General features: G+C 66.5%; 11 protein-coding genes and 1 pseudogene. 6 read left to right on the top strand and 6 right to left on the bottom strand.

Annotated elements, in window-relative coordinates; all coding sequences use genetic code 11:
• Nucleotides 1-117: 117 nt before the first annotated feature.
• Both ACIQAK_RS32640 and ACIQAK_RS32635 read right to left on the bottom strand, forming a co-directional pair.
• Nucleotides 118-429 (bottom strand): site-specific integrase, encoded by a 312-nt coding sequence (locus tag ACIQAK_RS32640; RefSeq protein ID WP_366392905.1) that lies wholly within the window; start codon nucleotides 427-429, stop codon nucleotides 118-120.
• A gap of 87 nt (nucleotides 430-516) precedes the next feature.
• Nucleotides 517-864, bottom strand: a complete 348-nt coding sequence (locus ACIQAK_RS32635; RefSeq protein ID WP_366392906.1) for a hypothetical protein — start codon at nucleotides 862-864, stop codon at nucleotides 517-519.
• A 1,181-nt stretch (nucleotides 865-2,045) separates the two neighbouring features.
• Between ACIQAK_RS32635 and ACIQAK_RS32630 the strand changes: the two genes are divergently transcribed.
• Genes ACIQAK_RS32630 through ACIQAK_RS32620 form a run of 3 tightly spaced genes read left to right on the top strand, consistent with a single transcriptional unit; the run spans nucleotide 2,046 to nucleotide 3,249 of the window.
• A complete protein-coding gene (locus ACIQAK_RS32630) occupies nucleotides 2,046-2,681 on the top strand; it encodes a replication initiation protein (RefSeq protein WP_366392907.1) in 636 nt (211 codons plus the stop codon).
• Nucleotides 2,654-2,908 carry a hypothetical protein gene (locus tag ACIQAK_RS32625; protein WP_366392908.1) on the top strand — a complete coding sequence of 85 codons (255 nt, stop codon included), beginning with the start codon at nucleotides 2,654-2,656 and terminating at the stop codon, nucleotides 2,906-2,908. The genes ACIQAK_RS32630 and ACIQAK_RS32625 overlap by 28 nt, the downstream gene beginning before the upstream one ends.
• On the top strand, nucleotides 2,905-3,249 hold the full coding sequence (locus tag ACIQAK_RS32620) for an HTH domain-containing protein (RefSeq protein ID WP_366392909.1): 345 nt from the start codon (nucleotides 2,905-2,907) through the stop codon (nucleotides 3,247-3,249). Before ACIQAK_RS32625 ends, ACIQAK_RS32620 begins: the two co-directional genes overlap by 4 nt.
• Nucleotides 3,250-3,488: 239 nt before the next feature.
• Here ACIQAK_RS32620 and ACIQAK_RS32615 read toward each other — a convergent pair whose 3' ends face one another.
• Nucleotides 3,489-7,925, bottom strand: a complete 4,437-nt coding sequence (locus ACIQAK_RS32615) for a LamG-like jellyroll fold domain-containing protein (protein ID WP_366392910.1) — start codon at nucleotides 7,923-7,925, stop codon at nucleotides 3,489-3,491.
• 29 nt (nucleotides 7,926-7,954) lie between these two features.
• Nucleotides 7,955-8,542: an RICIN domain-containing protein gene (locus tag ACIQAK_RS32610; RefSeq protein ID WP_366392911.1), complete on the bottom strand. Its 588-nt coding sequence runs from the start codon at nucleotides 8,540-8,542 to the stop codon at nucleotides 7,955-7,957.
• Between the two features lie 468 nt (nucleotides 8,543-9,010).
• Between ACIQAK_RS32610 and ACIQAK_RS32605 the strand changes: the two are divergent.
• A pseudogene (locus tag ACIQAK_RS32605) lies at nucleotides 9,011-9,870 on the top strand (transposase); the annotation flags it as partial.
• A gap of 38 nt (nucleotides 9,871-9,908) precedes the next feature.
• Here ACIQAK_RS32605 and ACIQAK_RS32600 read toward each other — a convergent pair.
• Nucleotides 9,909-10,253, bottom strand: coding sequence for a helix-turn-helix domain-containing protein (locus ACIQAK_RS32600; protein WP_366392912.1), 345 nt, complete (start codon nucleotides 10,251-10,253; stop codon nucleotides 9,909-9,911).
• Nucleotides 10,254-10,293: 40 nt separating this feature from the next.
• Entirely contained in the window at nucleotides 10,294-10,641 is a 348-nt protein-coding gene (locus ACIQAK_RS32595) for a hypothetical protein (RefSeq protein WP_366392913.1), read from the bottom strand.
• Nucleotides 10,642-10,674: 33 nt separating this feature from the next.
• On the opposite strand from ACIQAK_RS32595, the gene ACIQAK_RS32590 reads away from it, so the two are divergent.
• On the top strand, nucleotides 10,675-11,046 hold the full coding sequence (locus ACIQAK_RS32590) for a MerR family transcriptional regulator (RefSeq protein WP_366392914.1): 372 nt from the start codon (nucleotides 10,675-10,677) through the stop codon (nucleotides 11,044-11,046).
• Between the two features lie 43 nt (nucleotides 11,047-11,089).
• On the top strand, nucleotides 11,090-11,428 hold the full coding sequence (locus tag ACIQAK_RS32585) for a MerR family transcriptional regulator (RefSeq protein ID WP_366392915.1): 339 nt from the start codon (nucleotides 11,090-11,092) through the stop codon (nucleotides 11,426-11,428).
• The last annotated feature ends 333 nt before the right edge of the window (nucleotides 11,429-11,761 follow it).

The raw sequence follows: 11,761 nt of genomic DNA, 5'->3' as shown, positions 1-11,761 counted from the left end.
CGGCAGATCCCCCTCCTTCTCCACGCCCCGATGTGCCACAAATTCCTCGTTCCGCTCGTTCACGTATCGGGCTGCAACCTACCCGGCCGGCGGGCCGTCCAAGTCCGCTGCCAGCCGTCACGTCCGACGACGTGCGCTGGGGTCGCGCTCGGCGACGTGCCGCGCGACCGCATCGACGCCGGGACGGGCGTACCGCTCCAGGGAGCGGACGGAGGCGTGCCGGGAGCGGGCCAGCAGCATGGGCGTGGAGGTGCCGCTCTCCGCGTCGTGGGTGAGCGCGCTGTGGCGGAGCCGGTGCAGGGTCCAGCCGTCCAGGTCCTCGGTGCCTTCGGGTGAAGCGAGCGGGTTGGCCGGCAGCCGGTGTTCTCCTCGAAGATCTCCTCGGCTCGGCGGGTAGGGGAGCCGGGCCCGGCCGGTCTCCGGGCACACGTCCGGTGTCTGTGTTCCGGCCGGGGCCTCGCGGTCGGTGAGGAACAGCGGGCCGCGGGTACGGCGCGCGATCAGGCGGGGCAGCAGCTAGGCCGTGCCGGACTGCCACTGAATCCACTCGGTTGCCCCGCCCTTGGCGGTGATCCTGCCGCGTTTGTCCTGCGGGTACAGATCCTCGACGTTCAGGCACAGCACCTCGTCGGCCCGTGCGGCGGACTCGTAGAGCATCTTCCACTGCATCTTCTCCCAGAGACCGACGTCCAGGCGCCGCAGGGCCGCGATCTGGTTCTCGGCCAGGGCCTTGGTGCGGTCCGGCGGGGCCGGCCGCCGCTCGATCCCGATCGTCGGATCGCCTTCGATCCAGCCCTGGCGCTGCCACCAGCCGAACGCCTTGCGCGCGATGGAAAGCTCCCGGTTGACGGTGTCGGCATCCACCTCGTCCGCCCGGGACGCCGCCGGCTCAGCCAGTGCCTCCGGCAGAACCGGGTCGTCCTGGCGGCGGGCCTGGGTCTGAATCAGACCCAGATCAGCCGGAAGCAGTAACGCCGCCACAGCTACGCCGGGCGGCAGTGGTTCTGCCGGTGCTCAGGGCAACGACCCCGGCGATAAGGGGGGTCCGCGGCAATTGTCAAGCAATCGAACAGGCAGCTCGCGGTTGGATAAGCAGACGGCGCAGGGTCTGAGCTACCAGGGCGGCCAGTCGAACCTCGGGTACACGTCGGACGGCAACAAAGTCATCCCCGGTGAGGCTCTAGCCTCGTCCACGGGTCCGTCGAGCCCTCGCGGTGGCGCCCAGGCCAGACCGGTGCCGGTAGCACAGGCCCTGTTCCGACCAGCGGAGACCGTAAGGGTGTCGCCGGTCAGATGAGCCCGACGCAGTTCGGCACGGGTTCCCAGGGTGAGCAAAGCCAGCAGGTCGGCAGCCAGTCGGCTGCACCGAAGCGCTTCAGCGGCCACGCTGTGCCCGCCACGGTTTCTACTACCGGGCACCCAGCCGCGCCGAGCACGCGTCCGACGCGCTCCGCTCGAAGCACCCCTGCCCCTGCGCAGCCGGGAGCTGGCACATCGGCTCCTCGCCCCGTGGCCGCTTCGGCTTCGGGTCAGACCCCGGCAACACCGGGTGCGCGGACTCCGGCTCGGCCGCAGGCTCAGGCCCCACGGTCGACGGCCACGGCACCGGCTCCTTCACCGCGGCAGGACCCAGTTCCTCGTCCTCGTCCGCGCCGGGTTGCGGATCCGGCCCCTCGGAGCGTGGAGACATCTGAGCCGCAGCAGCCACCGGCGGGTGAACTTCACCAAGGCCAGCGCGAGAAACGGCAGGATTGATCGTCCTCACCGGTGTCGGTCGAAACGTCTTCGCCGTCCCCTGCCGACGCGACTGCCGTGTACGTGGTCGGCGGGTGGTGGCCGTACAAGGACATCGCCGCCATCAACACCTCACTCACCCGCATCACCGCCTTGCTGCACGTCCTGGTGTGTGGCGCGCCGCTGGACGAAGCCCGTCCTCGCCCGCTGGCACCGGCTGCCCCACGTCCGCCTCCACACGGTGCCCCCGGTGCTGGACCTGCATCCGGCCGCCGAGCAGGCCGCCTCCCTCACCGACACCTTGGCTGCCGTTGCGGCCGTATGCGACGAACCGGCTGCAGGAGGGGATCGGGCGCGAGCGGCGGCCGGTGGCGATGACGCGTCGGTACGTGGAGGCGAACCCGTCGGCGTTGAGCAATCTCCTCGTGGTGGATGTGGATCACTCGGATGCGGTGCTGCGGGCGGTGTCGTCAGTGGGGTCGCATCCGTTGCTCAACGCGGTCGTGGAGAACCCGGTGAATGGGCATGCTCATGCGGTGTGGGCTCTGGCGGAGGCGGTGACGCGGACCGAGTACGCCCGGCGCAAGCCGCTGGCCTACGCGGCTGCCGTCACGGAGGGGCTGCGCCGGGCACTGGACGGGGATGCGGCCTACTCGGGGCTGTTGACGAAGAATCCGCTGCACGTGGACTGGAGCACCGAGTGGCTCCATGGCGGTCTTCACACGCTCGGTGGGCTGGAGGAGGCGTTGAGCGGTCACATGCCGCCCGTGCGCTGGCGGGAGACCAAGCGTTTCCGTACCAACGTCACGGGTCTGGGGCGTAACTGCTCGATCTTCGAGACTGCTCGGACCTGGGCGTATCGCGAGGTTCGCCATCACTTGGCAGCCCCGAGACTCTGCACACCGCCATCCATGCGGAAGTGCACACCCGGAACGCGGAGTTCGTGAAGCCGTTGCCGGCCGTGGAGGCGCGGGCGATCGCCAACAGCATCCACCGGTGGATCACGACGCGGTCGAGGATGTGGAAGGACGGGGCGGCTGTGTACGAGGCCACCTTCGTCGCCATCCAGTCTGCTCGCGGCAAGAAGGGTGGGAAGGCTTCTGGGGCGGTGCGCACAGCGCGCCGGGACGAGCGTGCAGCGGCAATGCTTGAGTACATGAGGGGGACGTCGTGACGCAGGAGCCGATGCGGGAGCGCCGTACCGCGACGGCACGCGAGCTCGCGGAACGGTTCGGGGTGTCCCAACGCACGGTGCTGCGCATGGTCGCTGAGGAGCGAGCGGTGTACGAGGGCCGGTCCAGGCAGCGTCGGGACCGGATAATCGAGCTGCACCGTCAGGGGCTAAAGGGGTACGAGATCGCACGCGAGCTGTCTGTCTCCGCCGGTCTGGTGTCCATCCGGCTCAGGGAAGCCCGCTCGGCCGGTGTCGACCTCACCCCCTATGCCGACGCAGGTGAAGGAGAGATATCACCCGGCGTCAGCAAGAAGGAAATCCGCGAGTCCTCTGATCGATAGCACCAGGAATGCAGGCCCGGAGTAGACGAGCTGCGATCTGGTGGAGGTTGCTTTTTGGCTGTCGCTGTACGAGCGCCAGTGCCTCCGTTCAGCTTGCAGCCGCGGTGAGGCAGCCAGGCGCCGTATCTCGCACTGTGCCTGCGCCCACGCGCACCTTCGCGCCCGCCGGATGTCGAGTACCGGCGAGCGCGTGGGACGGCCGCTCCTAGGAGTTGCGGCCACACGATGGGGAGGTGTGGTCAGTCGAACTCGGGCAGGGCGTGGGAGGGCATGTAACGATCCAGGTACTGCTGGGCGACCAGCTTCGGGTTGGTCCGGCTGTCCTCCAGGAGGGCGCACTCAGCCATGAATGTGCCGAAGTATCCGATGACGTCGGCAGCGGTGACGACTACACCCATCACCTTGGACGACGTGGCCGTAGGAGCCAACGACATGGGGATCTTGAGGAACTGGAAGACGTTGGAGAAGAACGAGAGTGTACCGGCAGCGATGGTCAGCTTGTCTCTGTAGGTGTGCTCCGACAGGACGTAGGTGGCGATGACAGGCCCCAGGGACCCTATGGCTGCCAGTGTCTGCACCGTCGCGTCTCCGAACGACCAGGTCTGACTGGCGACGGCGCCTACCAGCGAGCTGCCTGTCACCACGAAGGCGAGGAGGAAGCCTACGGCTGCCAAACTCTTTTCCTGGCCGGAGTTGCTCTTGGCGGCGTTGACGAGGGCCAGAACTGTGCCGACCATGACGGCGAAGTTGCCGGCGACGACGAGAAGGGTGAAGAACTTCTGCCACCCTGGGTGGGTACGCACCCCCCACTTGTAGCGCCACTGGTTGCCTAGGAAGCTGCCGACAGCGGGTCCGACCGTTTCGCGGCTGTAGCAGATGTCGCTGGCGGTGGCGCCGATTCCCAGGACGATGACTCCGCCCATGGCGATGGCGTCCAGGGCGACGTTGGAGATCGGCGGGTCACCGGTCCGGCTCGCGGTCGGCGCGAACGGGTTCTTCAGCCAGGTGTACTGCGTGGGCAGGAGGCGGACGAAGGCCTCGGTCTCCTGGGTGGTGTAGGGAGCCTTGCCGTCGTTGAGGAGCTTGTACACGAACGTGACGGGCATCGCGTCCAGCAGGCACATCAGGCCGAGGCCGCAGAGCTTCTCCCCATTGTTTCCCATGACGATCTTCTCGTAGAAGGGAGTCAGGATGGGGATATGGAGCTCCTGATTTCCGATCTTGTACAGGCCCTCGAAGATGTCCTCCAGCAGTTGCTCGAGTCCTTCGATAAGGTCGACGACGCTGTTGATAAGAGCGTCGATGAGCGCTTCGAGCGTGTTGAGCAGAATTTCCACGCCGTCCAGCAGCAGGCTCTTGACGTCGTGGACGGCGCCGAGAGGTGAGTTCAGGATCTGCTGCGGAAGGCTCTCCCAGGTCTTGCCGACCGCGGTCAGCCACTTCTCACCGAGTGCGATGGCTGTTCCTTCCACCACCGAGGTGTCCAGGCCCGACCAGCCGGAGGCGTGAACCTGGCTTCCGCTTTGGCTTTGGGAGGCGCTTTGGAAGGTTGAGCTGGTCATGTGCTGCACGTAACCGCTCTTGACGTTCTGCGGCGGGGCCGTGGCCGAGTCGTGGAGCTTGTGCTGCGTACCGGCCTCGACCAAGTGCTCCCGCCACTCGTCGATGCGCTGGTCCACGGCCTGTTTGAGGCTCTCCAGCCCTTCCGCACCGATGGCGAGAGCACCGCGCAGCACCTGCGGGATGAAGGCGGGCTGGTCCTTCTTGCCGGTGTAGATGAGGTTGTTGAAGTAGGTGTGCATGATGCGCTGGGTGTTGCGGACATCCTGCCAGTTGAAGAGGTCCTTGAGGAACTGGACGATCTTCTTGATGTCGCTGCCGAGCTTCTCCAAGACGCCGGCGACGGCCTCCAAGGCGTGGTCCACCGCCTGGATCACGGCGTAGAAGACCTCCTTGGCCTTGTTGACGACCGTCAGGACGAGGTGTTCAACCTCCTGCTCGAAACCCATGGGGTTGGTAACCAGGAGCTTGACCTGGTTGACGAGGAGATGTTCGGCCTCCTTGACGTGGTCGCGGACCCAGGAGAAGACGCTGCTGGCGCCCGTGGTGCCGGTGGTGGTGAGGATGTCGTGCTCGGTGGCGGCGGCGTACTTGGCGGCAGTGACCTTCTGCAGGGTGGTTCCGGTGATGTCGCCGGGGCCGAAGTTCTTCAGCAGCTTCTTGGCGAGATCTCCCCTGGCCTGCCGCTTGGGACCCATGCTCTCCAGGACGCGGGCGGCCTGCTGGGGAGTGTGCGGGGTGAACGTCTTGGCGGCGAAGTCGAAACTCCAGTGGGCGTGCTCGGCGTTGCTGGTTTCCAGGATCCGGGCCACGGGGGCGTCTCGGTCGATGTGGTGGGTGGCGATGGCGTCGGTAATCGGGTCGTGTCCCGTGGCGACGATGCCGGCAAGCTGGTAACGGGGCAGGTAGGGGCGGGTGATGGGCAGGGGGGCGAGGCCGGTCAGAAGGCGGACCTGCTGCTGATCGCCCTGTGCGGAGTGCTGGGTGGCGGTGCTCATCAACTGGGTGATGGCGCTGGCTGCGGCATCCGCCTGCCCGGCGGTGACCGTGTCGGGCAAGGGAGCCGTCTTGTCGGGGATCTTGTTGCCTTGGTCGTCGCGGCCGCGCAGGTTGTCACCACTGATGGCGGCGAGTGCGGCGTGGGCCTGGCGGTCGGGCGCGATGAGCAGCCAGGACCCGTCGTTCTGGAAGTCGGCCTGGACGCGCAGCAGCGGGCACAGCAGCTTGTCGTCGGCGTCCAGGGTGAAGGTGAGGACGCCCTGCGAGTCGGTGGTGAGCGTGGCCAGCGGCTGCTTGGCGTTGAGGGTGACGGCGGTGGCGTCGGGGAAGTGCAGGACGGCCTGCTCGTCCACGTCGGGGTTGTTGAGCTGCAGGGTGAGGAAGCCGGGCGTGCCCATGTCGTTGGCGTCGCGCAGGTTGATCGTGACGCGGTAACCGGTGATCTCCTTCGGCGCGGAGGTGCCATTGGCGTTGTGCTGGTAGTCCTGGATCAGGCGGGCCTGGGTGACGAGGTAGAAGTCGCCTTGGGGCACGACCTCGATGCCGGAGTCGCTGAAGCCGGGCGCGCCCTGGAAGCTGGCAGTGCGGCCGGCCAGGCTGGAGTCGCGGCCGCTGTCGTCGGCGAACGTCCAGTGCCCCATGAGGCTGAGGTCGTGGTCGTCGATCTGGTGGTGCATGCCTGCCGGTATCTCGACCTCGGTGCGCGCCCGGTTCCACAGCCGCACCTCGGCCAGGGATCCGTCGAGCCACAGCTGCCTGGTGATGTCGTTCTCGTACCGGATGGCGCCGAATTGCAGTTGCTGCTGCGGCGGGTAGTCCAGCGGGATGCTGGGAGTGATCGTGCTGACCGGGTCGACCGCCACGCCATCCAGGTACAGCGCCAGGTCATCGCCGTTACGGCACCCGGCGAGGTGGTGCCATTCGCCGTCGGTGGCGTTGGTGGGTCCGGTGGTGATCGATGCGGTGTAGTAGCCGCTGTTCGGGGCGGTGCCACCGGTGACCTGCAGAACGAGCGAGCCGTCTCCCTGCACGACCAGGGCCAGCGCGGTGCTGTCCGTGGTGACGCCCCTGGAGGTGATGACGGGGCCGCCGGCCTTGGTCCGCACCCACGCTTCGGCGGTGAAGTCCTTCAGGCGGGGACCGGCGGTCTGCCCCAGAGCCAGGGCCTGGTCGGTGCCGTTGAGATCGACCGCGCGCGCCGTGGTGACCGGCTCGGGGTAGACGGCGCGCCGAACGCGCCACTGCAGGGTGTCCTCCTTACTGCCCAGGGGGACGAGCTTCGTCGTGCTGCCGATGTTGGGGTTCTCCATCGCCAGAGCCCAGTTGCCGAGATCGGAGCGGATCCGGCCGTTCGCGGTGAGCGCCCAGGTCTGGTTCTTCGTGCCGTCGGGGGCGTCGCTCGGCTTGGCGGCGTGCAGGACGACGTTACCCGTGGGGACGTTGCCGTAGACGTCCGCGACCATGGAGGAGGCCACGTTGACCAACTGCCCGCTGCCCGCCCATGACCAGAGCTGCTTCTCCTGGTAGTCGAAGCTCTCCGGCTCGACCGCCAGCCGTGTTCCCTGTGTCAGACGACCGGCGGCGGGTGTGAGCACACCGACACGGGTACCGTCCGCGCGTACGGCCTCGACGAAGAACTGATAGGGCTCCGGCACCGCCGACTGCACCAGACGCCACTGCTGTCTGGGCAGCGGAGCGGGCTGGAGGCGGTGCTCCATCGTCGCGTACGCGCCGAACGGTCCGCCCAGCCCGCCGGTCAGAGCGAGCCGGTCGCCGTGCTTGCTGGTGAGGAGCTGGGTGTGCACGTGGTAGTCCCACAACTGGCTCTTGGGACGGTCGTCCGCCGCCCGCTGCTGCACGATCATCGAGCCGGGTCCACCGGCGGCCTGGAGCACCAGCCCGCTGGCCTTGTTCATGATCATGCCGGAGGACGTGCGGGTCCACAGCTGGCTGTCGACGTACAGCTGGTCGGTCTGCAGCCGCGCGGTCACCATATGAGTTCCGGCGGCCGTCATCGACTCGTACGGCATGAGGAAAAGACCGGTCTGGACGTGTTGGATGTAGAAGTACTGGGTGGCATCGACGGATTCGTCGGGCCGTTTGGCGTGCTGCGGCATGAGGAAACGTCCTTTCGGATATGTGATAATCAACCTTGAGGGTGCAGGTCTCCGATGAGGGGATTCGGGTAAAGTAGTGGAGCGGCTCGATTTCCGCTTCCTGTGTGTGAAGAATTTGGTTGAAGCAGGGCGGTGATCCGTCGCCAGGTCGTGAAGGGCACCGTCTCGCCGCGTTGGGATTTCACCACTGCCGGCGTGCCAGGTTGAGTGCCGTAAAGAGTCAGGACCAGCTCGGGGTCGACACGACTCCTGATCTGTCCTGAGACGTCGAGCTGCCAGCGCTGACTGTCAGGATTCTGTGCTTGGTAGGGAATTCCCTGAACGATGACGCTTTCGCCCCACGCGACATCCGTCATGAGTTCCAGAGCCAGGCGGGTGCCCGCGTTGACTAGGAGCCCGTCGTCGGAAAGGCTCCAGAGTTGCACGTTCCCCACCATCTCCCGATCGCGGATCGGACCGGCTACCACGAGAACCCGAGGGAATGTGGACGCCGCCATCGGCATCAGGATAAACCCTGTAAAAATATGCTGGAGATAGAAGATTCGCTGTGGGACCTGATGGACAGAGTTTTCGGTCATGGTGGCGACTTCCTGAAATCCCTGCACTCGATTGCCCATGGAAACACTTCGAGAGAGTGCAGGGAAGGGTCAGCTAGGTGAATATTCTTTGACTGATCAGGAACCGGCCATCGCGGGACACCGAACACCCGACCAGATCCACGCGAGTCGGCCTAAACCACCTCGCGGAGAGGGTGAAACAAGACAGTACGCCGCATGCCGAGCGAAAATCTACAGCTACGTTCAAACCCTCCAATGATTCTTTAGGATCGATCTATTGCCTGCGGGGATCTTTTGAAACGGCTGTTGCTGAAGTGGCGCATAACGAAAGGTGAGGCCGCTGTGGCACGCCACGGAGATCGCCCTGGGTCGGTCTCCGTGAGCTTGTCGTTTATGGTCCGGCGTCTGACGCGGCTCGAACTTGATCGGCGTTTTCGCAGTTCAACGGACGTAGAAGCGGCCTTCGGCTGATCCTTTGCTCCGTCACAGAGGCAGAGAACCAGCGCGAAGGCCGTGGTCGAGAGTTTGGTGCATCAGGGCGTCCTGCGGGATGCGTTCGCGGAAGCGTCACACTTCCGGTCGGAGTTGTACGCGTGTCTGACCGCCCGGGGCGACACGCTGTTCGAACTGTGCGACGCGCTGTTGTGTACGGACGGCCCGGTCAGGACATTGGTCGACCTGGCTCTGGCGCCTGAGCACCGGCGCGGACACGGCTCCCTGTACGGAGGGCTCAACCAGAGGCAGATCGATGTCGCCCGGCTTCACCGGGCCCTGGCCGGGGTGCGCTGCCGAGGGCGGCAGACGGACGGCTTGTACTGGCCGTCGACGTCTCACCATGGCTGCGGCCGGACGCCGACACCTGCGCTGACCGGGCCTTTTGCCACACTTTCGGCCGTGGCGAGGGCAAGCATCAGATGCTGCCGGGCTGGCCGTACTCGATCGCGGCCGTGCTGGAGACCGGCCGTACCTCCTGGACTGCGGTGCTGGACGCGGTCCGCTTGGAGCCCGGGGCGGACGTCGCCGCGGTGACCACGGTGCAGATCCGCGAGGTCATTGAGCGGCTGGTGGACGCCGGGCAGTGGCAGCCTGGCGACCCGGAGGTGCTGGTGGTGATGGACGCCGGCTACGACGCTCTCCGCATCGCTCACCTGCTGGACGGTCTGCCGGTGCAGATCCTTGTCCGCCTTCACTCCGACCGTGTGATGCGGCGCCCGACGCCGCCGCGGGTCTACGACCCCAAAGGTGGTCGACCTCCCAAGCACGGGGGCGGGTTCGTCTTCGGCGACTCTGCCACCTGGGGCACTGAGGAGGCCGTGATCCTCGCCACCGGCCAGGCATACACCCGCCCCGCACACCACAAGACAGGAACCAAGCCCCGCCGCACTGGATGAACCCGCAGCCCCCAGCACCCCAATTTTGGGCACGACTACCGCGACAGCGGCACGCCGGTCTCGGCCGGTAACTGGCAGGCCAGGGTCTTGGTCTCGGCGACTTGCACGGAGGTGAAACGGGCGGGGCGACCAGAGCGTTTGCGGTCGGCCAGGGCCGGCAAGCCGCCATGGGCGAACCGGCCCCGCCATGTTCGCATCGTGTCCCCGTGCAGGCGGGTCTCGGCGGCGATACGGGCGTTGGAGCGTCCTCCGGCCGCGTGCAGCACAATTTGCGCGCGTATCCGGGCCTGGTGCTCGGTCCTGTGGCCGTAGGCCGCCTTCTTCAGCCGGTGCCGGACGGAGGCGGTCAGGATGATCGGGCGGGCGCTGGCAGCAGGCAAGGAGGGCAACGGTCAATCTCGGGAGGGGCATTCAGCACGTTCAGGCACCGACCGCGGCCCGACTGCTGTGGCTGCACGACCGCTGCGATTGGTCAGATACTCCATCTCGATGCCCGTCGGTCGGTGCCTTCAGCAGCCGCTCCAGCTCGTGCCCGGCCTCGTCGTACCCGGCGTCGGCGATCCGTTGCAGCTCGCGCAGGTCGCCAGCCGCGGCCGCGCGTCGAGTGAGCAGGACTTCGGCGTGCAGGAATCCTTCGTCCAACAGCTCGCTCAGCTCCCCGAGGTCGCCGGCTGCGTCGGCAGCGTCGGCCAACCGGTCCAGAGCGGTCTCGTTGCCCTCGTCGGCCAGCTCGCGCAGGGTCTCTCGATCGATATTCGTGTTCGACATGACTTCATGGTGCAACCCTGCCCTAGGGGAAAGGTGAAGTGGGACGATTCCCGGGTGATTACCATCGGACAGTTGGCGAGGTACGCCGGAGTATCGACCAAGACCATTCGCGTCTATCACGACAAGGGGCTGCTTCCCGAGCCCGACCGCGATGCCTCCGGGTACCGGCGCTACGGCGCGAACGATGCCATCGACCTCATCAAGATCCGCACCCTCGCCGAGGCCGGCGTCCCACTGGCCCGGATCCGCGACCTGAGATCAGCGACCGGCAAGGAGTTCCAGTACGCATTGGGAGAAATCGACGACGAGCTCACCGCCCGCATCCATAGCCTGCGGGCAACGCAAGAGCGCCTGCACCAGCTCGCCACTGGGCAGCTGGCACCGTTGCCCGCCGAGATCGGTTAGCCACCTGGAGGACCTGGTCAGCTGGGGCTTCTCCCCTCGATGGGTGGATCTGCAACGCGACCTGTGGATCCTCGTGTTCGCTACCCACCCAGACCAGGCGATCACATTGTTCCAGGACCAGACCGTGACCCTGGCTGACCCCGCGCTGCGGGAGCTCTTCCTCGCCTACGACGACGTGCACAACCTCGACGCCAACGATCCCCGCATCGACGACCTCGCCCACCGGATCACCGAGGCGACCCGAAAACGGTACGGGCGCAACGCACCTCCCGCGCTGGATGCAGCCTCCGAGATCCCGGCCCTCATCCAGAGCACAGTCAACGCAGCGTCCCCGGCATGGCAACGACTCGACACGCTCATCCGTGCACAACTGGATACGTGACTCGACGCCTGGGGACGCACAGTCCCGACTTACGTGCGGAAGGCCAGCCAGAGGGGGACGCGAACCGCAGGGCAACCGTTGCCGACGTGGCGCTAGATCACCGATCACAGCGCGGCACGGCTCGGACTCCAACGTCAACCCCCGAAGGACTTCCATCGCCGACCACTTAGAGCTCGTAACACGATCATGTGCGTGTCTTCTTGAGGCGTCTCCAGCAGATCAGGCTGCAAGCCAGGGAGACGAAGGCGTCGTGGAGTTCGGTGCGGCGTTCCCAGCGGACGGCGAGACGCTTGAAGTGATGGAGGAGCGCGAAGGTCTGCTCGACGACGTAGC

It is taken from the genome of Streptomyces sp. NPDC088706, from assembly GCF_044752765.1.
Taxonomy (GTDB): domain Bacteria; phylum Actinomycetota; class Actinomycetes; order Streptomycetales; family Streptomycetaceae; genus Streptomyces.
This window is presented reverse-complemented; position numbering and strand designations above follow the sequence as displayed.